This window comes from Streptomyces hesseae, assembly GCF_031845785.1.
Lineage (GTDB): Bacteria > Actinomycetota > Actinomycetes > Streptomycetales > Streptomycetaceae > Streptomyces > Streptomyces hesseae.
In genome coordinates this window covers 147,323-167,722 of record NZ_JAVRFI010000013.1, presented here as the reverse complement: position 1 = coordinate 167,722, position 20,400 = coordinate 147,323, and the positions used below count along the sequence as shown (strand labels likewise).

Annotated in this window: 17 protein-coding genes and 4 tRNA genes; 8 read left to right on the top strand and 13 right to left on the bottom strand. The window is 70.3% G+C overall.

Translation table 11 applies throughout. The annotated features are described in order from the left end of the window. Nucleotides 1-10: 10 nt before the first annotated feature. The 5 genes from RM609_RS20810 to RM609_RS20790 all read right to left on the bottom strand — a co-directional run bounded on the left by RM609_RS20810 (nt 11) and on the right by RM609_RS20790 (nt 6,032). Nucleotides 11-1,228: a PP2C family protein-serine/threonine phosphatase gene (locus tag RM609_RS20810; RefSeq protein ID WP_438828491.1), complete on the bottom strand. Its 1,218-nt coding sequence runs from the start codon at nt 1,226-1,228 to the stop codon at nt 11-13. 188 nt (nt 1,229-1,416) lie between these two features. Next, nucleotides 1,417-3,087, bottom strand: coding sequence for a DEAD/DEAH box helicase (locus RM609_RS20805; RefSeq protein WP_311612943.1), 1,671 nt, complete (start codon nt 3,085-3,087; stop codon nt 1,417-1,419). A gap of 208 nt (nt 3,088-3,295) precedes the next feature. Continuing rightward, on the bottom strand, nt 3,296-3,499 hold the full coding sequence (locus RM609_RS20800; RefSeq protein ID WP_311612941.1) for a cold-shock protein: 204 nt from the start codon (nt 3,497-3,499) through the stop codon (nt 3,296-3,298). 220 nt (nt 3,500-3,719) lie between these two features. Beyond that, nucleotides 3,720-4,571 carry a DUF6227 family protein gene (locus RM609_RS20795; RefSeq protein ID WP_311612939.1) on the bottom strand — a complete coding sequence of 284 codons (852 nt, stop codon included), beginning with the start codon at nt 4,569-4,571 and terminating at the stop codon, nt 3,720-3,722. Nucleotides 4,572-4,763: 192 nt separating this feature from the next. Beyond that, nucleotides 4,764-6,032, bottom strand: coding sequence for an MFS transporter (locus RM609_RS20790; RefSeq protein WP_311612937.1), 1,269 nt, complete (start codon nt 6,030-6,032; stop codon nt 4,764-4,766). A 353-nt stretch (nt 6,033-6,385) separates the two neighbouring features. Between RM609_RS20790 and tuf the strand changes: the two genes are divergently transcribed. Further along, entirely contained in the window at nt 6,386-7,579 is a 1,194-nt protein-coding gene (tuf, locus tag RM609_RS20785; protein ID WP_311612935.1) for an elongation factor Tu, read from the top strand. Nucleotides 7,580-8,377: 798 nt separating this feature from the next. Here the strand turns inward: tuf and RM609_RS20780 are convergent. The 4 genes from RM609_RS20780 to RM609_RS20765 all read right to left on the bottom strand — a co-directional run bounded on the left by RM609_RS20780 (nt 8,378) and on the right by RM609_RS20765 (nt 11,752). Beyond that, nucleotides 8,378-8,644, bottom strand: a complete 267-nt coding sequence (locus RM609_RS20780) for a hypothetical protein (RefSeq protein ID WP_311612933.1) — start codon at nt 8,642-8,644, stop codon at nt 8,378-8,380. A gap of 67 nt (nt 8,645-8,711) precedes the next feature. Continuing rightward, on the bottom strand, nt 8,712-9,176 hold the full coding sequence (locus RM609_RS20775) for a hypothetical protein (RefSeq protein WP_311612931.1): 465 nt from the start codon (nt 9,174-9,176) through the stop codon (nt 8,712-8,714). 768 nt (nt 9,177-9,944) lie between these two features. After that, nucleotides 9,945-10,481 carry a GNAT family N-acetyltransferase gene (locus tag RM609_RS20770; RefSeq protein WP_311612930.1) on the bottom strand — a complete coding sequence of 179 codons (537 nt, stop codon included), beginning with the start codon at nt 10,479-10,481 and terminating at the stop codon, nt 9,945-9,947. Beyond that, nucleotides 10,466-11,752, bottom strand: coding sequence for an NsdA family TPR-like regulatory protein (locus RM609_RS20765; protein WP_311612928.1), 1,287 nt, complete (start codon nt 11,750-11,752; stop codon nt 10,466-10,468). Before RM609_RS20765 ends, RM609_RS20770 begins: the two co-directional genes overlap by 16 nt. Before the next feature lie 244 nt (nt 11,753-11,996). Between RM609_RS20765 and RM609_RS20760 the strand changes: the two genes are divergently transcribed. From RM609_RS20760 to tgmC, 4 genes are all read left to right on the top strand, one after another. After that, the gene (locus RM609_RS20760) at nt 11,997-12,410 is read left to right on the top strand and encodes an ATP-binding protein (RefSeq protein ID WP_311612926.1); all 414 of its coding nucleotides are present in this window, start codon (nt 11,997-11,999) and stop codon (nt 12,408-12,410) included. 237 nt (nt 12,411-12,647) lie between these two features. Beyond that, nucleotides 12,648-12,905: a putative ATP-grasp-modified RiPP gene (gene tgmA / locus RM609_RS20755; protein ID WP_311612924.1), complete on the top strand. Its 258-nt coding sequence runs from the start codon at nt 12,648-12,650 to the stop codon at nt 12,903-12,905. Between the two features lie 30 nt (nt 12,906-12,935). After that, on the top strand, nt 12,936-13,871 hold the full coding sequence (gene tgmB / locus RM609_RS20750; RefSeq protein ID WP_311612922.1) for an ATP-grasp ribosomal peptide maturase: 936 nt from the start codon (nt 12,936-12,938) through the stop codon (nt 13,869-13,871). Further along, nucleotides 13,868-15,085: an ATP-grasp peptide maturase system methyltransferase gene (gene tgmC / locus RM609_RS20745; RefSeq protein WP_311612920.1), complete on the top strand. Its 1,218-nt coding sequence runs from the start codon at nt 13,868-13,870 to the stop codon at nt 15,083-15,085. Before tgmB ends, tgmC begins: the two co-directional genes overlap by 4 nt. 1,113 nt (nt 15,086-16,198) lie before the next feature. Here tgmC and RM609_RS20740 read toward each other — a convergent pair. From RM609_RS20740 to RM609_RS20725, 4 genes are all read right to left on the bottom strand, one after another. Beyond that, nucleotides 16,199-16,271, bottom strand: a tRNA-Lys gene (locus tag RM609_RS20740). 168 nt (nt 16,272-16,439) lie between these two features. Further along, nucleotides 16,440-18,665, bottom strand: a complete 2,226-nt coding sequence (locus tag RM609_RS20735; RefSeq protein WP_311612918.1) for a DEAD/DEAH box helicase — start codon at nt 18,663-18,665, stop codon at nt 16,440-16,442. Between the two features lie 249 nt (nt 18,666-18,914). Beyond that, nucleotides 18,915-19,424 carry a hypothetical protein gene (locus RM609_RS20730; protein ID WP_311612916.1) on the bottom strand — a complete coding sequence of 170 codons (510 nt, stop codon included), beginning with the start codon at nt 19,422-19,424 and terminating at the stop codon, nt 18,915-18,917. A gap of 132 nt (nt 19,425-19,556) precedes the next feature. Continuing rightward, the gene (locus tag RM609_RS20725) at nt 19,557-19,907 is read right to left on the bottom strand and encodes a metallopeptidase family protein (protein ID WP_311613014.1); all 351 of its coding nucleotides are present in this window, start codon (nt 19,905-19,907) and stop codon (nt 19,557-19,559) included. 138 nt (nt 19,908-20,045) lie between these two features. Between RM609_RS20725 and RM609_RS20720 the strand changes: the two genes are divergently transcribed. From RM609_RS20720 to RM609_RS20710, 3 genes are all read left to right on the top strand, one after another. Further along, a tRNA-Glu gene (locus RM609_RS20720) sits at nt 20,046-20,118 on the top strand. Between the two features lie 39 nt (nt 20,119-20,157). Continuing rightward, nucleotides 20,158-20,232: transfer RNA gene (locus RM609_RS20715), tRNA-Asp, on the top strand. Nucleotides 20,233-20,257: 25 nt separating this feature from the next. Then, nucleotides 20,258-20,331 (top strand) — tRNA-Phe (locus tag RM609_RS20710). Nucleotides 20,332-20,400 lie beyond the last annotated feature (69 nt).

Genomic DNA, 20,400 nt, shown 5'->3' with positions numbered 1-20,400 from the left:
TGATAGTTCGTCAGTCGTTATGGATCTGAGGAGATCGCAGGCGCACGGTACGGGCGGTGACCTGGGGACGTTTGTGGGTGATGGGAGCGGTACGGAGCCTGCCGTCGATCCGCCGGATGGCGAGCAGGGCCATGTCGTCGTCCGTACGCCCGCCCGCGTGCCGGGTCACGTCCGCCGCGAGGGAGTCCAGCAGGGCGTCGGGGCTGCGGAACTGCTTGCCGTGGAGCCGTGGCTGGGGGTCATAGAACGCCCCGGCCGCGTCCCTGGCCTCGGTGACCCCGTCGGTAAACAGCAGCAACGTCGCCCCCACCGGGAACTCCCACTCCTCCACCCGGTCCGGCCACGCGCCCAGGTCCTCCATCCCCAGCGGCAGGGCGGGCGTTCGGGGGTGGGTGTCCCCGACGGTGCCGTCGGGATGGAGCAGGAGCGGGGGCGGATGGCCGCGGTTGACGATGCGCAGGGCGCCCGCGCCCGGCTGGACCTCGGCCAGGACGGCGGTGGTGAACCCCTCGGCCTGATCGACGTTCGCGCGCCGTGCGCCCTCCCGTTGAAGCGCGCGCTCCAGCCGCACCGCCAGCCCCTCCAGCGTGCGCTCCTGCTCCGCCGCCTCCCGGAACGCGCCGATCAGGATCGCGACCGCCTCCACCGCGCCGAGCCCCTTGCCCCGTACGTCGCCGACGATGACGCGGACGCCGTACGGGGTGTCCTGCACCGCGTAGAGGTCGCCGCCGATCCGGGCGTCGGCCTGCGCGGCGACATAGCGCGCGGCCACGCGGAGCCCGCCGATCCGGGCCGGGGGCGTGGGCAGCACGGCCCGCTGGGCGGCCTCCGCGACACTCCGCACGGACGCCAGCCGGAGATGGCCGCGCCGTACGACGCGGTTGATGCCCACGGCGAGCGCGCCGACGATCAGGACGGTGGCGACCTCGGTCACCGACTCGCCCATCTCCGGCGCCTGCCGCGAGAGGGAGAGCGTGACCATCGCCGCCAGGGACACGACCGCCGTGAGCAGGGTGGCGAAGAGGGAGAGGAGCGGGGCGGCGACGAGGGGCGCGGAGACGAAGAAGGGGGCGGAGGAGTACTTGGGGGGCGTGAGGACGTCGAAAGCGATGCCGCCGATGACGACGGCGGCGGGGAGGCAGCGGGCGACGACGACCGACGTCACCCGCCCGGGGAGCGGCTCGCAGAGCGGATCCGGCCCGGGCGGCAGCCCGTCTCGCTTCCCCACCGTGTGCTCCTGACCGGCCGACGTCCCTTGCTCCGTACCCGTCCACCCTTGCGGGCGGGGTACGGCCGGGCGAACGGGGTTACGCCGTTCGAGGCCCCGGCCGGACGGCCCCGAGGCCCCGGCCGGCTGGCCGGGGCCTCGGGGCCGTCGGAGTTTCAGGAGGTCAGGGCCCTCAGGGCCGCAAGGCCTCAGGACGCGGCAGGGCGGCGACCGCCGCCACCGCCGCCGCCTCGGCGCGACCGGCCGACGGCGTTGCCCGGACGGGTGCCGCCGGAGCGCCGGGAGCCCTCGCCGCCATTGCCGCCGAAGCCGCGGAACGGACGGCCGCCGCCGTTGCCCGAACCGGAACCGGAGCCGGAGCCGGTGGCCGAACCGGCACCCGAACCGGAACGCGAGCCGGAGCGGGAGCGCGAACCGCGCGAGCGCGACGGCTTGGCACCCTTGTCGCCCTGACCGCCCTGCGCCTGGGCCGGGACCGGCGGCGCGATGACGACCGGGACGCCGCTGGGCTCGCGGGCACCGGTGATACGGGCCAGCTCGGGGTCGGTCGGGTAGGTCTTGATGACGTTCGCGGTGATCTCCGCCGTGGTCATCATGCGGCTCATCTCGCGCCGCTGCTCCGGCAGGACGAACGTGACGACGGTGCCGGACTCACCCGCGCGGGCGGTACGGCCACCGCGGTGGAGGTAGTCCTTGTGGTCGACCGGCGGGTCGATGTTGACGACGAGGTCGAGACCGTCGATGTGGATGCCGCGCGCGGCGACGTTCGTCGCGATCAGCGCGGTGACCTGGTCGGTCCGGAACTGCTCCAGCACCCGGTTGCGCTGCGGCTGGCTCTTGCCGCCGTGCAGCGCCGCGGCCCGGACGCCCTGGGACAGCAGCTTCTTCACCAGCCGGTCGGCGCCGCGCTTGGTGTCCACGAACATGATCACGCGCCCGGCGCGGGCCGCGACCCGGCTGACGGCGTCCTTCTTGTCCTGGTCGGTGACGTGGAACAGGTGGTGGTCCATGGTCACCACAGCGCCCACCGACGCGTCGACGGAGTGCGTCACCGGGTCGGTGAGGAAACGGCGGACGAGCCGGTCGACATTGCGGTCCAGGGTCGCGGAGAACAGCATCCGCTGACCGCCCGGGGCGACCTGCTCCAGCAGCTTGGTGACCTGCGGCAGGAAGCCCATGTCGGCCATCTGGTCGGCCTCGTCCAGAACCGTGATCTTCACGTCGCGCAGCGAGCAGTCACCGCGCTGGATGAGGTCCGCGAGGCGGCCCGGCGTCGCGACGAGCACCTCGGCGCCGCGCGCGAGGGTCTGGGCCTGCCGGCCGATGGACATGCCACCGACGACCGTGGCCATCCGCAGGTTGACGGCGGTCGCGTACGGGGTGAGGGAGTCGGTGACCTGCTGGGCCAGCTCGCGCGTGGGCACGAGGACCAGCGCGAGCGGCCGCTTCGCCTCGGCACGCCGTCCCGCCGTACGGGCCAGCAGCGCCAGGCCGAAGGCGAGGGTCTTGCCCGAGCCCGTACGGCCGCGGCCGAGGACGTCACGGCCGGCCAGCGAGTTGGGGAGGGTCGCCGCCTGGATCGGGAAGGGCTCGGTGACGCCCTCGCGGGTCAGCGTGGAGAGCAGACCGCCGGGCATGTCCAGCTCGGCGAAGGAGTCGACGGCCGGCAGGGCCGGCGTCGTGCTGACGGGCGTCTCGAACTCACCCTGGACAGGGGCGGCGGGGCGACGCTCGGGCTGACGTCCGCCACGGGAACGGGCGGGACGGCCGGAGCGGGCGGGGCCCGCCGGACGGCCGGAACGGGCGGAGTCGGCGGAGCGGGACTCCGAGGAGCGGGCGGGGCGTGCGGAACGAGTCATTCGGGGGACCTTCCCTCAGTGGGGTGGCACGCCCGGTTCGGAGACCTCGTTCGCGGGGCGGCCCTGGACGGACGTTCCGGCGTGAGCCCTGGGCGCGCTGGCGCGGGGCGGCAAAAGGCCCGCACCCAGTGGCGCGGGCCTTTTGTCGTGCTGTGCCGCGTGACGCATTTCGGCGTCACGCTGGGCCGGACGAATCCGGCCGGGGTCGTCAGATGTTGACGATGTTCTCCGCCTGCAGGCCCTTCTGGCCCTGCGTGACGTCGAAGGAGACCTTCTGGCCCTCGAAGAGCTCACGGAAGCCGTTCGTGGCGATGTTCGAGTAGTGGGCGAAGACGTCGGGGCCGCCGCCGTCCTGCTCGATGAAGCCGAAGCCCTTTTCCGAGTTGAACCACTTCACGGTGCCGGTAGCCATAGTCTTACTCCTTTGGATGGGGTGGGTCCCCAGACCGGAACAGACCGGCAAAAACAAAAATGCGCCATCGGCAACAAACCGAGGCGCACACAAGTTCATGGGTACCACAATTGCAACTTGGTCGACCGTACCATAGGACCAGCCGCCATGGCCATGGCCTTCTCCTCACCATGGCCCGGGGCGGACGCCCCGCCACCCCGGCTCCTCCCGTACCGCGTCCCTATAACTCGACGCCCTGCGCCCTGGCATGGCGGTCGGCGGCCACCTCCGCCTCCGCCTCGTCGAGATACACCTCACACACGAGCCGCCCGTCGGCCGTCATGTTGTGCTCCAGCTCCCAGAGGCTGACCTCGCCCCCGCCCTCCAGCAAGAACGCGTGCTCGTAGAACCGGCACCAGGTGGCGTCGCGGCCCGTGGCCCGGCGCCTGGGCTTGGTGATCAGCGCGATGTGGTGGCCGAGCGCCCCCTGGAGCAGCTCGCGGACGACTTCCCCGGGCCCGTCCGCGTTCTCCGCGCGGCGCAGCAGCCTGCGGGCGTGGTCGGGCGAGGCCTCGGAGACGTACTCCCGGCGGGGCCTGGTCGGGCCCATCGCGAGGAGCAGCTCCTCCGCCAGCCAGGCGGGCAGCTCCTCGGACTCGCTCCCCGGCCCGATGCCCCCGCCGCCGATCCGGTCATGCACCCGGCGCTCGGCGGCGTCGAGCGCGCCGTCGTCGGTGTAGAGCTCGTAGAGAAAGCGTTCCTGCGGTCCCGTGTCGTGTTCCAGCTCGTAGAGCACGAGGCTGCTGCCGTCGGCGAGCAGGAAGATGTGCCGGTAGGTGTTGCACCGGAGGGGGCGCCGGCCGTCGTTGCGCTGACGGTACGAGCGGAGCTCGGTCTGGTGCATCAGCGCCGTACGCAGCCGGTCCAGGAGGGGCTCGCCGATCTCGAAGCCGTTCTGGGCCCGTTTCAGCAGCTCCGCCACCTGCTCGGCGGGCGTCTGCTCAGCCGGCGTCTGCTCGGAGCCGGTGGAGCCGTCCGGCTCGCCGCTCCGCCTGCTCTCGCCCTCGCCCCCGCCCGCTCGCGTCTTCGCCATGCCCGTCGCCTCCCGAACTCGCCGCACCACTACTGCCCACCCCGCGCACTTACCGTAGCGGCGTGAACACACGCCGGGGGCGGGGTTTTCACCAACTGACGGGTTCGCTCGCGCTCGCGGTCGCCGTCCTCTCGCGGTGCGGGACCTCGGCCGCGGGCCGTTCGTGGCTGGTCGCGCAGTTCCCCGCGCCCCTTACGGGGCGCGGCCCCCTGCGGACGCATCGGCCGTACGGCCACCCCGCCACCAGCCCGTCAGCGCCGCCGCCGACAGCAGAACGCCCGCGCCTACGAACGCCCCGGCCGGGGCCGCGTCCACGACGGGCGGCAGCAGGAGGAGTCCGGCCATCCCTGCCGACCGCGTGACCGTCTGGTCGACGGTCAGGAGCCGGAGGCGCTCGGCCGGGGCGAAGCGGGTCAGGTGGGCGCGCAAGGTCACGGCGCAGACGGGGAAGAGGAGGCCGGAGACGACGCACAGGGCGATCACAGCCGTCATGGAGTCCGCCACGCCCAGCCCGGCCAGCGCGAATCCGGACAGCGCCCAGGCGAGGCAGTACGTGGTGATCCACGACTCGGCGGGCGCGGCCGGGCCGCCGTCGGCCGGCCGTCCGACGAGCTGGCCGGTGAGGAGGTTCCCGGCGAGTCCGCCGGCGGCCGTGGCGGCGAGGGCCAGGCCGTATCCGGTGGCGCCCTGGCCGAAGCGGGAGACGAGCAGTGGGGGCAGGCCGACGGTCGAGACCGCCGCGGTGAACAGGGCCACGCCGTGCACGGCGACCGCGATCGCGATCCGGGGGTGGCGGTGGAGCAGGGACCGGGCGCGTACGTCCGGTCCCTGCCGCCCGGCGGCGGGCGGGTCCCCCGGCGCGTCGTCCGCGCTCCCCTCCGTCGCCGTGCGGTGGCCGAGCCAGCCGAGGGCCAGGGCCGAGACGACGAAGGTGCAGCCGTCGACGGCGAACAGTTCGATCTCGGACACGAGCAGCAGGAGAACCCCCACGCTCCCCTGCCCGAGCACGCCCGCGATCCTCGACGTCAGGTCGAACAGGCCGCTGACCAGCGGCAGCTCCTCGACCGGCACCAGCTGGGGGACCAGCGCGCCGAAGTTGGGGTCGAAGAGCGCGCTGAGCGTGCCGAGCAGCAGCACGAGCGTCAGGGTGATCAGGAAGCCGGTCGTGTCCGGCGACCAGAACAGCGGCACGGCCAGCGCGACGACGGCCCGGCCGGCGTCCACCCAGGCCAGGGAGCGCCAGCGGGAGAAGCGGGCCATCACGGAGCCCGCGCCGCCGAGGGCTATGTAGGGGAGCGACTCGACGACGGCCACCAGGCCCGTCCGGGAGGACGAGCCCGTCGCCTCGTACACGACCCACATCGCGGCCAGCCCGTACAGCCGGTCGCCCAGCACGGACAGGGTCATCGACAGCCACAGCACCCGCACGGATCGGCAGCGCAACAGACGTATGTGCTTCATCGCCTATGCCTCTGGCCCATGACTCATGGCGTGTTACCTCCGGCACATCCGCCTCCGGTGGCCGCACACGATAGGTCGACTGTCCAGATCGCCTCCCGGGCATTCGCCGTCAAACCCGGACCAGTCCAGCCGCGTCGCCACCCTCACGTGTGGCGTTGTTCGCCCCCTGTCTCGGGAAGCGGACGGCGGGGGACGCGCTCGGCCATCCGGGGACGTGCCGCGCGCCAGATGAGGCCATGACGACATAGAGTGACGGGAGCATTGCTCCGCGTATTCACGACCTTTTCAGGACGCGAGGGATCGACGGCCGCCGGCCTTCCTTCGTCCTGCTGAGGCGAACTGGAGGTTTCCCAGTGGCGAAGGCGAAGTTCGAGCGGACAAAACCGCACGTCAACATCGGCACCATCGGTCACGTCGACCACGGCAAGACCACTCTCACCGCGGCGATCACCAAGGTGCTGCACGACAAGTTCCCGGACCTGAACCCCTACACGCCCTTCGACGAGATCGACAAGGCCCCGGAGGAGCGTCAGCGCGGCATCACCATCTCCATCGCGCACGTCGAGTACCAGACCGCGGCGCGCCACTACGCCCACGTCGACTGCCCGGGTCACGCGGACTACATCAAGAACATGATCACCGGTGCCGCCCAGATGGACGGCGCGATCCTCGTGGTCGCCGCGACCGACGGTCCGATGCCGCAGACCAAGGAGCACGTGCTCCTGGCCCGCCAGTCCGGCGTTCCGTACATCGTCGTCGCCCTGAACAAGGCCGACATGGTGGACGACGAGGAGATCCTGGAGCTCGTCGAGCTCGAGGTCCGTGAGCTCCTCAACGAGTACGAGTTCCCGGGTGACGACGCCCCGGTCGTCAAGATCTCCGCGCTGAAGGCGCTCGAGGGCGACCCGACCTGGGTCAAGTCCGTCGAGGACTTGATGGACGCCGTCGACGAGAACATCCCGCAGCCCGAGCGTGACGTCGACAAGCCGTTCCTGATGCCGATCGAGGACGTCTTCACGATCACCGGTCGCGGCACCGTCGTCACCGGCCGTATCGAGCGCGGCATCCTCAAGGTCAACGAGACCGTCGACATCATCGGCATCCACCCGGAGAAGACGACCACGACGGTCACCGGTATCGAGATGTTCCGCAAGCTGCTCGACGAGGGCCAGGCGGGCGAGAACGTCGGTCTGTTGCTGCGCGGCATCAAGCGCGAGGACGTCGAGCGCGGCCAGTGCATCATCAAGCCGGGTTCGGTCACCCCGCACACCGACTTCGAGGCCACGGCCTACATCCTCTCCAAGGACGAGGGCGGCCGTCACACCCCGTTCTTCAACAACTACCGTCCACAGTTCTACTTCCGTACGACCGACGTGACCGGTGTTGTGACCCTCAAGGAGGGCACGGAGATGGTCATGCCCGGCGACAACGCCGAGATGACGGTCCAACTCATCCAGCCGATCGCCATGGAGGAGGGCCTGCGCTTCACCATCCGCGAGGGCGGCCGCACCGTCGGCGCCGGCCAGGTCACCAAGATCACGGCCTAGGGGCGCGAGGGCGATGGGGGGGCGACGGGGAGGAAAGGGTGGGAACGGGACATCGCCAAGGGCTGGCCAGAGGACCCTGGAGCCGGGCCGGCGGCCCCGTTCCCAACCGACACGCTAGCGTCCGCCCCTGGCCGGGCACCGGACCCAGGGCGGCGTGGCGGCGGGAAACCACTCGGGGAAAAGCCTTGGGAAAAGCCTTGAGGCCCAGGTCAGAACGGTCCGACCTGGGCCTCGGCGGTAGGCCGTGTGGGACTCGAACCCACAACCAATGGATTAAAAGTCTGCGGGTCGCGTGTGGTGCCCGATTCCACCGAATGATGACGAGTGCCGTCCCGTGCCGCCAACTGCCGAACACCACAGGCCAGAGGGAACTCTGGATCGCGACTCGTGTCGTTCCGTCCGCCCGGTGACGGTGACGGTGACTGACGGGACGTTCGGCCGAGCAATGGCCGAGCAGGACGACACCTTGACCTGCGCTGATGGCGAGGTGCAGAGGCACGGCTTCCCTGCTCACCCGCATGCGCCGGACCTTGCCGGGACCAGTAACCGGATACCGGCAAGGTCGCGCGCCGGAGTGCGGCTCAGGTCTCCCTCGCCCAACGCCTGACGGGCCCAACGACAGGACTCATCTGGCGTGCGTGCCGTGCACGGCAGCGCAACCCTTCGAAGGAAAAGGGCGTCCACATCACCCTTCGAACACGCCGGACAGCGTCGCGGTCAAGTCGGAAGACACGCGCTCAACCGGTGTACCCCCCTCGGGTCGGGTTCCCCATGCGAGGCGCATGCCGGCGGCGCGGGTCAGCCGTGGGTAAGCCAAAAGATGCTCCCGAAGAGGAGCAGCATGAGGAAGCTGACGGCTCCTCCGACGCCGGGCTTGCGCCGCTTGACGGCGCACCAGGTGAGCATCCCCAGCGCTGGCAGCCATCCGCATGCGTACAAGGCCCAGCCCGCCAGCTCGGCTTCATCGCCTCTCGCGACGTTGAAGCAGATGAAGGCGGCCGTAATGAACAAAGCGGGCGAACCCCAGAGGTTGTCCGAGACTGCCTGTTCCCTCGTCTTTTTCAACTGTGCAACTCCAGGTCAGGTGGCTGTGATGCCCCCGTACCCGGGGGCATCACAGCGTCAAGCGGTATTACATCCCGGAGAGGTAGCGGACCAGCTCAATCATGGCCTCACCGGGCAGGGCCTGGAGCGTCCACTTGACCGGGTTCCAGTCGGAGAGCCCATCGACCCAGTCCTTAAAGGCGCCCGCGCCCTTCTTAGCGGCGTTCACGGCAGCCTTGAAAAGCCCGGGGGACTTCTTCAGCAGCGCGATGATCGCGTCGATCTTCCCGCCGAACATCTCCTGGCCCTCGCCGGCGTTGGCGGCGGCCGTCAGGGCGGCGAGCTCCGCAGCGGAGATGCCGGCCTCGCCATTGGTGGCGGACCGCGGGTTTGCCGCCTTGAGGGCGGTCAGCTGCACCTCGGAGATGGTCAGCGTGGACACGCTGGCCGTATTACGGTGGGCTTCCACGGCGTTGGCGGCCGGAATGGCCACGCCGAGCGAGATGGCTGCCATCGCCGTCGCGGCCGCTATTCTCAGGGACTTGCGGTTCATGTAGTCTTACCTCCGTTGAAGGGTGTCCGCGTCCTTGCGAGGGTCGCCAAAACCAGCTGGGGCGCGGACATTTGATGGGCAGCAAGGGCAGTTTTGCATTCAAGGGATATCTGAGCCTTGCCTGATAGAGGTGCTTGGTGTCTGCCTAGTTAGGCAGTAGCGCCAAGGAGGTCGTCTCGAAGCCGTCAACTGAGACGTAGGCAAGGCCATGTCTCACGGCCTCGTTGATCTCTCGCGAGTCGTTCCCCCACTTGAGCACTAAACAGCCCCCCGGTCTGCCCTTTTTGCTGAGTGCGTGACGAATCTATGCCATTGATTGATCAAAGGGCAAGAAAATTAAGGCGATTGGCCAATTAGCCACGCTAGCGGGGGTCGCCGTGGCTTTGACCAGCCCATTTGAGCGGCAGCGCCTTGATCAATGTGGCTGCTTCTCGATGCCATGCGCCGACGTGAGGGCACCATCCGTCTTGGCATACGCTAAACACTACATAAACGACTGATTTCTTGTCTGGCGTGTCGTCCAGAAGGTTGGCGCGAACTCCAGTCAATTGGTAGTGGCGCGCCCTGATGCGCGCCATATAACCGGCCGTAAGGGCTCTCGACCTGAGACAGCACGGTCAGTTGAACGCCGAGCCGATCGATTTCAGTCAGAGATGCGGCGTTCCTGTTTCATGTCGAGCACTGCCAGGCGATGTGTGGTGCCTGCTCCTAAGCCGCGCCCAGCCGTTCGGAAGCTGATCGAAGGCCGGGCGCCGGGCCACGTCTCCGTCAGACCGATAGAGGCAGATCGGCGAGCATCACCGCGTACACCGGCGAGTCGGGGAACGGCTGGCGCTCACCGACCTTCCGGTACCCCCACGATTCGTACAGGGACTGAACCTTGGGGTGTGTCACGTCCACCAGCAGCGCGGCAAGGTCATCATCCCGGGCGCCCAGAAGGGCACGGTGCAGCCGCTCGGAGTGCCCGTGCTTGCGCCACTTCGGTCGCACCATCAGCTCGGACACATGGAACGTCTTCGCCCTCGCCGGCGCCGGGGCGAGGTGCTCCCGCCACCACTCGCGGTCCGGGTTCGCGGCGGCCCCGTAGGCGTAGCCGATCGGCTCGGAGCCGTCGTAGCCGATCACGCACGAGAACCCGGGATGGCTGGACCAGTGGTCCACGAACCAGGGGAAGCGCTGGACGAACGGATCGTCGGCGCGGTCGGCATAGGCGTCGGCGTGCACGTCGAGAAGGGTCTGGCGGATCTCGGCCGCGTCATCGTGGGTGAAGTGCCGGACATCGATGGTGGTCAAGCTCGGCTCCATTCGCTGCGGAAGCGGTCGCCCCACTCTCCCGCGACGGCGGCGTCCGGGGCCAGGGTGATGAGGTCCCGGTAGAAGTCACCCAGCAGGGACCGCATCCGGCCCGGGATCGGGTATCCAGCCATCAGGTCGAAGACGCTGGAGGCGGTGGCGCACGCCTCTTCGATCTCGCGCTGGTGCAGCTGTGCGAGGGCCAGCCGCGTGGTGGCCAGGGCCCGGTTGCGGTGGAACTGGCGCGGGATGGACGACAACGCGCGGTGCGAGGCGGCCTCGGCTTCCTCGGAATCCCCGATGCGGTCTCGGACGATGGCCTCGAGCGCCGTCAGCTCCGACAGGTCGTAGAAGGCGATCCATGACGGTTGGGGCTGGTCGGGATCGGCCTTGGACAGGGCGGCCTCGGCGTACCCGAGGGACCGAAGCGCGGCCTGGCGATCGCCCTTGGTCGCGTGACCAACGGCCGTGCGGGCGTGCGCCAGGGAGGCGTACAACGGGTCCCTGCGGCAGATCCCGACCGCTTGGGCGGCGTACCCGGCATCGATGGCCTTGGTGTGCTCCTGACGCTGGTGGGCCAGCATCGCGTAGCTGTTCCACACGCGCAGTTGAGCGGCGCCGTCCTTGGCCATGCCGGCGAGGTACAGGGCGCGGTCGAGGTGGGTCTGGGCGCGGTCGGACTGGCGGGCGTCGATGGCGGACCAGGCGGCGGTGGCCGTGTAGTCGGCGGCCACGGTGAACAGGCGCTTGCGGATGCTCTGGGTGGCGGCCTTCTGCTGGAGGTCGAGAGCTTGGCGGGCGCCGGACAGGGCGGCACCCTCCAGGGCCTCGTGGCCGCCCCGGTGGGCGTCCAGGGCCATCAGGGCGTCCAGGCCCTTGCGCAGCTCGATGACGTCGCTGGTACCGACGCGGTTCGGGCGTGTGGAGAAGAGGGGGACGACGGCGGCGGCGGTCGTCCCGGTGGTCGCGGTGAAGAAGGTGCGGCGCAGCACGGGACTCTCCGGGGTGCTGGTGGTGGTACGTCTGCCCGGGGGTGGAGCGAACCCCAGTTCTTCGGCGGTACACCCGAATACTGCCTCTAATGCCTGGAGTTGCCGAGGGTGGGGCCAGCGGGTTTTTCCGGTCAGCCACTGGCGGACGGTGCGGTCGGAGACCGTGCCGGGGTGGCCGGCGCCGATGAGGAACACGTTGACGCTGTCGGCGAGTTCGTTCTGGCTGAACCCCGCCTCGTTCATGTGTTCTTGAAGGCGCTGGTTGGGCTGCCTGTGTTCGGTCCCCTCCACGGCGCTCACGGTAGCGAGACGGCGCGTCGAGCACAGCGGCCCAGGCGAGGTGCGCCCCGGAAATTTCCGGTCGGCCGTGACCAGCACTTGCGGAACTTTTCCTCACGACCCTGCACAGGGCGCCGTTGTACTGGCGTCGGACACGCTGCGTACAGATGCGTGGCGCATTGATCTGCCGCTGTCCTCTCCCCTGCCCAGCCCGGGGGCGGGTGGCGGCCCCGGAACGCTGAGGCGACCAATGATCATGACCGCACACCCCGCCGCGACCGGCGTCCCCGCGTACACCCAGACCATGCCCCGGGAGGCCACATCCGCCCGCCGCGCCCGGCTCCTGGTGACCGCCGCCCTCAACACCTGGGACCTGCCCGACCTGATCGATACAGGTGTGCTGATCGTGTCCGAGCTGGTTGCCAACGCGGTCGTCCATACCGAGTGCCGCAACCTGCGGGTAACTGTCCCCCGGCCCAGGCCGGATCGCGTCCGGGTGGCTGTGGTGGATATGTCCCGGCAGCGGCCCGTCCGCCAGATGCCGCCCTTCGACGAGGAGAGAGGGCGGGGCCTGGCCGTGGTCGCCAGCCTCGCCGACAGGTGGAAGGTCGATTCCCTGCCCTGGGGGAAACGGGTCTGGGCCGAGCTTCACACGGACGCCAGGAAGTGACCGGCCATCCCGTGCCCAATGCCGTTCCGGTCCTCCTCACGGGTCGTACGGCTCATGGCCGGGACGCATTGGTGTGGCCGGCACCCAGCCCCTTGTACGGCTCCACTCCATTCCCGTAGCTGTACAAGGCCCGGCCGCTTCCCCCGAGGCGGCCAGCCCTTCCCGGCGCCGGAGCCCGGTCAGCCCGCGGGGCCGGGGAGGGCACTCTCCGCTAGCGATCGAGGAAAGGAAGCGCTCATGAACACAACCGTTCAGCCATGGGGCCTGACCCGCATGGAGCCCTACCCGTCGGTGATCACCAACGCCGGGACGGCCGTACGGCTCGACCCCGTCACCCAGACCACCGTCTACCACGACGCCCTCGGCCGGCCTATGGAGATGGGCAAGCACGGCACCGGCACCGGCAAGGAGACCAAGACCCGCACCAGCCAGGGCGACGGCTCCAGTTCATCGAACGCCGACGAGGGCCACGACCAGGAAAACGACCAGGACTGACCGATGGCCTCTCCTCGTCCGGTCATCGTCGTGACCGCGCTGGATGACCTGACGGCGGACCACGTCATCACCGAGCTGCACGGCCGGGACATCCCGGTCGTGCGGCTCGACCCCGGCCAGCCGGCCGACGTGACGTTGTCCGCCCGTGCGGGCGCCGGCCGCTCGTGGCACGGCCCGCTCACCACCCCGACCCGCTCCCTCGGCCTGGAGCACGCCAGGGCCGTCTACTACCGGCGCCCATCCCGCTACACCGCCCCCGGTGATCTGAACAACCAGGAGCGGGAGTTCACTGCGGCCCAGGTCCGGCACGGCCTCGGCGGGCTCCTGGCCGCGCTCCCCGAGTGCCTGTATGTCAACCACCCGCACCGCAATTCCGGTGCCGAGTACAAGCCCCGCCAGATCACCGCAGCTCTGCGGGCCGGGCTCGAGGTCCCCCCGACACTGATCACGAACGACCCGGACGCCGCACGCGCCTTCGCGAAGGAGTACGGCCCGGTGGTCTACAAGCCGCTGCGCTCCACCGAGTACCGCCAGGACGGTGAACTCCGCACGATCTGGGTCCGGCCGGTCGACGCCGGCGAGATCGGCGACGGCGTCGCCGCCTGCCCCCACCTGTTCCAGCAGGCCGTCGACAAGACCGCCGACGTACGGATAGCCGCCGTCGGCGACGAGCTGTTCGCCACCCGCATCACCATCGACGGCGATCACCTGGACTGGCGATGGGACTACGACCGGATCACCTACGCCCCCATCGACGTGCCGGGCCCGGTCCGGACCGGCGTCCGCGCCTACCTGCGCGCCTTCGGGCTGGCCTTCGGCGCGTTCGACTTCGCCCTCGGCCGTGACGGTGTGTGGCGCTTCTACGAGTGCAACCCCAACGGGCAGTGGGCGTTCGTTGATGACCACACGACCGGGGCCATCACCGCCGCCCTGGCCGACTTGCTGGAGAAAGGACTCCCCGCATGACCGAGCACACCCCCGTCGTGGTGGACGAGGTCCGCGCCGCCGAGCTGCGCGAGAAACTGGCCGACCAGCTCCAAAGCGACGGGCACCTACGGTCGGCCGTCTGGCGGTCGGCTGTCGAGACCGTCCCCCGGCACGAATTCGCCCGCACGTTCTTCCGCCACGCCGAGACCCCCCAGGGCACCCAGTGGGCCCCGGTCGTCCCCGGCCCCAGTGAGGCGGGCGCGTGGCTGCACGAGGTCTACACCGATCACACACTCGTGACCCAGCTCGACGGCCACGTGCACCCCGGGGACGTCGACGGCCCGGTCCACGGTGACCCGACCTCCTCGTCCACCCTGCCGAGCCTGCTCGTGCGCATGCTCCAGGATCTCGACCCCCAGAACGGGGACCGCGTCCTGCTGGTCGGCGTGGGCACCGGCTACTCCACGTCCCTGGTGTGCGAGCGGCTGAGCAGCAAGCAGGTCACCGGCATCGAGACCGACCCGGCCGCCGCCGAGCGCGCTCGCGCAGCGATCAAGGCCGCCGGGTACGACCCGGATGTCATCACCGGGGACGGCCTTCTCGGCCACCGCGGCAACGCGCCCTATGACAAGCTCATCGCGTTCTGCTCGGTACGCAGTATCCCGCCGGCGTGGCTGGAGCAGGTCCGGCCCGGGGGCACCATCGTGACGACCGTGTCCGGCTGGCTGTACGGCTCGGGCCTGGTCCGGCTGACCGTCGGCGACGGCGGCAGGGCCGAGGGCCGGTTCCTGCCCGGAACCGTGTCGTTCATGATCGCCCGCCCGCAGGCCGCGCCCCCGCTCACGGGCGTGTCCGACCTCCTCACCCAGGCCGCCGAGGAACGGCCGACGCAGGTCGGCCCGGAGGTCCTGAGCGAGTGGACACCGCAGTTCGTCGCGCAGCTCGCCGTACCGGGCGCCCAGTACCTCGGGATGAGCACGGACGGCGGTCCCATGCTGGACCACCTCATCGACCTGCCGAGCCGCTCGTTCGCCACGCTTGCACCCTCTGCCGACGGCGGATCTCTGGGCGGCGGGTTCACCGTCCGCCAAGGCGGCCCACTGCGCCTGTGGGACGCGGTCGAGGACGCCATCGGCACATGGAAAGCGGCCGGAGCACCGCCCCAGACCGAATTCGGCCTGACCGTCACCCCGGACCGCCAACGAGTCTGGCTCGGCTCCCCGGAGGGGCCGGGCTGGGACCTGCCGACCTGAACCACCACGAGAGGACGACCGGCATGGACGACCAGACCGAGACCCCTGACGAGCACAACGACGGCAGCTCAGAGCACAACCGGGCCGCAGAGGCCACTCCTACCGAGACCCGGGCAAGGAACGCGATCCCCTACGGATGGCCGATCAACCCTGCCCTCCCCATCACGTTCAGGACCTGACCTCGGACCGGCGCGTTTGGCGTCGTACCGGCCCCAGGCATGGGCCAAAGGTCCACACCAGCGTGTACCCCTGGACAACAGGCACGCGTCAATCCCGACCCTTTGACAGAGTAGGCGGCACCCCGCCCTTATGCCGCCAGTGATCCGGAGAAGGATCCGCACTGGTGCGGCCCCTGCCAAGCTGGCTCCTCGCAGGAGATCAGAAACGCAGATGCGCCTCGCTCCCGGAAGCCCAGGAACGGGGCGCATCTGTTCGTCTTCGGCTAAGGAACGGCCTCGGGTCAGCGCCCGAAGAGTCGGCCGATCGAGGTAGCTATGCCGGTAGTCGGCTCCGGCTCTGTGGTAGTTGCCAGGTAGTTATCGCTGGTCAGTGCTGGGCTACCTTCGGAACTACCCGCTTCGTCGCCTTCCATGGCAGAAGGAAGGGGACAGGGGGCGACCCCGTTGGGAGGGCGGTCCGGTGGACCCCGACAGAGGTGTCCCCGGCCACCTTGATGGCCCCCTTCACGGGCACCCCCAGGGCGGTGCACAGCGCCCGTGCTTCGGGCACTCCCCACCCGGCCGGGACGCCGGCGTTGTGGAGGTCGGCGACGAGGGTCCGCAGGAGCACGCCGTTGCGGTCCCCGATCAGGGTCCGGAGGCGGGTGAGGAACGCCTGAAGCACCGGCGAGGCCAAATAGCCATCGCGCCATCGACCTGCACCCGCGACACCCGTCGCGCTACGCTCGGCCACAGGCGAGTGATTCGCATCACAATGCCGCTCACGGTTGACCGGAGCCCGGCCCGGCGACGTTCGCTGCCTGCTCGCCGGAGGCACACAGCCACTCCGTGATCGTCAGCATTTCGGCCGAGCATCGGCCGAGCTAATGATCTTCAAAGCTCCGGAAACGCCTCGGGGCCCAGATCAGATGCACTCTGACCTGGGCCTCGGCGGTAGGCCGTGTGGGACTCGAACCCACAACCAATGGATTAAAAGTCCACTGCTCTGCCAATTGAGCTAACGGCCCGCACACCGCAGCATAGCCCGGCCGACCGTGGATGCCCGAGTCGTTATGGCCCCGGACGTCGCGCGGATGTCCGGAAACGGCTCCGGACGGCCGAGGGCCCGTACGGCGTGAATGCCGTACGGGCCCTCAGTTCAGCTGTGGAGAACAGCCGTTGGATCGATCGCTCGATCAGCCGTTGCGCTTCCAGCGCGGCTTCTCGGCGCGGCGGTCGAAGGAGCCGGCGCCACGGTGGTCGTCACGACGGCCGTGGGGGCGGTCGCCGCCGCCGGAGCGGAAGCCGCTGGAGGGACGGTCGTCACGACGGTCGCGGTTGAACGGGCGGTCGCCGCCGGCGGAACGGTAGCCGCCACCGGAGGGACGGTCGTCACGACGGAACGACGGGCGGTCGTCACGGCGGAAGCCACCACGGTCGCCGCCACGGTCACCACCGCGGTCGCCATCGCGACGGTCGTCGCGGCGGAAGCCGCCACGGTCGCCACCGCGCTCGTCACGGTCGTCACGACGGAACGACGGGCGGTCGTCACGACGGAAGCCACCACGGTCACCGTCACGACGGTCGTCGCGGCGGAAGCCGCCACGGTCGCCACCGCGCTCGTCACGGTCGTCACGACGGAACGACGGGCGGTCGTCACGACGGAAGCCACCACGGTCGCCACCGCGCTCACCGTCACGACGGTCGTCACGACGGAACGACGGGCGGTCGTCACGGCGGAAGCCGCCACGGTCACCGTCACGACGGTCGTCGCGGCGGAAGCCGCCACGGTCGCCACCGCGCTCGTCACGGTCGTCGCGGCGGAAGCCACCGCCACGGCGCTCGAAGTTGCCCCGCTCGTCGCGGCGCTCGGAGGCGTTCTGCGCCGGGATGGCGGCGGCCTCCTCCGCCTTGGCGGCGGCCTCGGCCTCGGCCTTGAGCTCCTCGGCGGCAGCGGCGACCGCGGCCTCCGGGTCCTCGCCGCGCTCACGGGCGGCACGGGCCACCAGGCGGTCGGCCTCCTCGCGGAGCTCCGTCGCACGGCGCTGGGCGCGCTCGAGCTGGCGGGTCAGGTCCTGGAGCTCGCGCTCGGCCTGCTTGGCGGCGTTGGCCACGGAGTCGGCCTGGACCTCGGTGAGGGAACGGGCGCCGGTGATCTTGGCGACGTCCTCGTCGAAGACGCCGGCACCGCCGACGATGTGGCGCGAGGCGTCGACGCCCGCGTCCTCCATCAGGCGGAAGATCTGCTTGCGCTGGTGCGGCAGGGCCAGGGAGACGACCGTGCCGGACTGGCCGGCGCGGGCGGTACGGCCCGAGCGGTGCAGGTAGTCCTTGTGGTCACCGGCGGGGTCGACGTTGAGGACCAGGTCGATGCCGTCGACGTGGATGCCTCGGGCGGCCACGTCGGTGGCGACCAGGACGTTCACACGGCCGCCCTTGAAGTCCTCCAGGACGCGGGTACGGGCGCCCTGGGTCATGCCGCCGTGCAGCGCGTCCGCGCGGACACCGGAGTCGAGCAGCTGCTCGGCGACGCGGTCGGCGCCCATCTGGGTGCGGACGAAGATGATGGTGCGGCCCTTGCGGGCGGCGATGGCGGCCGTGACCGGCGCCTTGTCCTTCGGCTTCACGACGAGGACGTGGTGGGTCATGGTGGTGACGGCGCCCTGGGCGGCGTCGACCTCGTGCGTCACCGGGTTGACCAGGTAGCGCTTGACGAGGGTGTCGATCTCGTTCTCCAGCGTGGCGGAGAACAGCAGGCGCTGGCCGCCGGCCGGCACCTGGTCGAGGATCTCGGTGACCTCGGGCAGGAAGCCCATGTCGGCCATCTGGTCGGCCTCGTCGAGGACGGCGACCTGGACCTTGTCGAGCTGGGCGGCACCGCGGTTGAGGATGTCGCGCAGGCGGCCCGGGGTGGCGACGAGGATGTCGACGCCGCGCTCCAGGGCGTAGATCTGGTTGCCCATGGACGTACCGCCGCAGACGACCTTCATCTTCAGGCCGAGCACGTCGCCGTACGGCTGGAGGGCGTCGGCGACCTGCATCGCCAGCTCACGGGTCGGGGTGAGGATCAGGCCGCGGGGGCGCTTCTTCTCGGTGTGGCCACCCGCCAGGGTCGACAGCAGCGGCAGACCGAAGGAGAGGGTCTTGCCGGAGCCGGTACGGCCACGGCCGAGGATGTCCTTGCCGGCCAGGGCGTCCGGGATGGTCGCGGCCTGGATCGGGAAGGGCGTGGTGACGCCGTTCTGGGCCAGCTTGCGGACGATCGCGTCGTCCAGGCCCAGGTCACCGAAGGTGATCTGGGGCTCGGCGGGCTCGGCGGCCTCGACGACCTCAGCGGTGTCGACGGCCGTGTCCGCGATCTCGACGATCTCGGCGGGCTCGACGGCCTCGGGCATGGTGGTGGTGTCAGTGGAAATGGACATGCGAAATGCGAAACCTTCCGGAGTTTCGGCACGCGCCCAAGCTCCGTGTCGGCTTCACAAATGACCGCCTCGATGCGGTCAGCCACGGCAAGGTAAGGAACGCGCCACACGGCGCGCTTCTGTGAGGCGCCGGGCAAATGGGATCAAACGATCTACCACCATACGCACCCTCCACCGGGCAGCGCAAGCGGCGGGCACATGGCCTGCGCCACAGTACCCCTCCGCACCCTACGACGTAAGGGCCCCGGGCTACGAGGGCCCCGGCTGGGGAGCGGCCGTGGAGGGCGGCTGGGTGGCGGGCGGCTGCGTGGGCGGGGCCTGGGTGGGCGCGGGCTGCGTGGCGGGCTGGGTGGGCACGGGGGGCTTGCCCTGTGCCGGGGAGCTGCCCTGGTTGGGGCCGCTCGGCGGCTTGGGGTGGTCCCCCGGCCTGCCCGGCTGCCGGGACGCCGACGGGGAGGCCCCCGGGGCGGCCGAGGCCGACGCGGAGGCGGAGGGGTGCGCATCCTTGGCCGAGGGGCTGCCGCTCGCGCCGCCCTTCACCGACTTTCCGTCCGCGTGGCCGAGGCGGCCCGCCGGGGGCCGCAGACCGCCGTCCGGCTGGGTCCCGGTCTCGCGCTGCCCACCCGTCCCCGACGGCGCCGGACGGCCCGGGTCGCTCACGCTCATGCACCCGCTCACGCACCCGCCCAGGGTCAGGGCCAGGGCAGCCGCGGCCGCGAAACGGGTGAACGCTGTCGCGTGCGCTGACGTTGCGCGCATGAAGGGGACCGCCTTCGGGTACAGGGGGACGAGCGCCCTGCCCAACTGGCCCCGCCCCGCGCAGGACACGCGCGGCGCCCGGCGATCAGCCCTCGATCATCCGTAGCCTCACCCGTGGCCCCGTCCGTGGCCTCACCCGTAGCCCAGCGCGTGGAGACGCTCGTCGTCGATCCCGAAGTGGTGCGCCACTTCATGAACGACCGTCACCTCGACCTCGGCCACGACCTCGTCCCGCGTGGCGCACATCCGCAGCGTCGGCCCCCGGTAGACCGTGATCCGGTCCGGCAGCACCCCGGCGTACCACTCGCCGCGCTCGGTGAGCGGCGTGCCCTCGTAGAGCCCCAGCAGATCCGGGTGCCCGGCCGGGGGCTCGTCCTCGACGAACACGGCGACGTTGTCCATCAGCCGCGTCAGCTCCGGCGGGATCCGGTCCAGACCCTCGGCGACCAGTTCCTCGAACTCCTCGCGCGTCATCTCCAGCACGCCGCCATTGTCCGGCACGAGGGCCTCCGGAGGGGGGTCCCGGGACGCCTCCGGCAAACCGTTTTGGCGATCGGTCCCTGCATCCCATATGCTTCTCACGTCCCCGAGGCGCCGACAAAGCGCCCAGGTGGGCCATCAGCCCTCATCGTCTAGTGGCCCAGGACGCCGCCCTTTCAAGGCGGTAGCACGGGTTCGAATCCCGTTGGGGGCACGCTGTACCGTGTGCGAGACTAGTGCTCGCACATAGCATGGTCCTGTGGAGCAGTTTGGAGTGCTCGCCACCCTGTCAAGGTGGAGGCCGCGGGTTCAAATCCCGTCAGGACCGCTTGCGATCATCTCGGTGATCGCATGGCTGGGTAGCTCAGTTGGTACGAGCGTCCGCCTGAAAAGCGGAAGGTCGCCGGTTCGACCCCGGCCCCAGCCACAGTGAGGCCCCCATCGAAAGATGGGGGCCTCGGTGTTTTCCGGGCACCTTTGCCCCACCTGGCCCCGT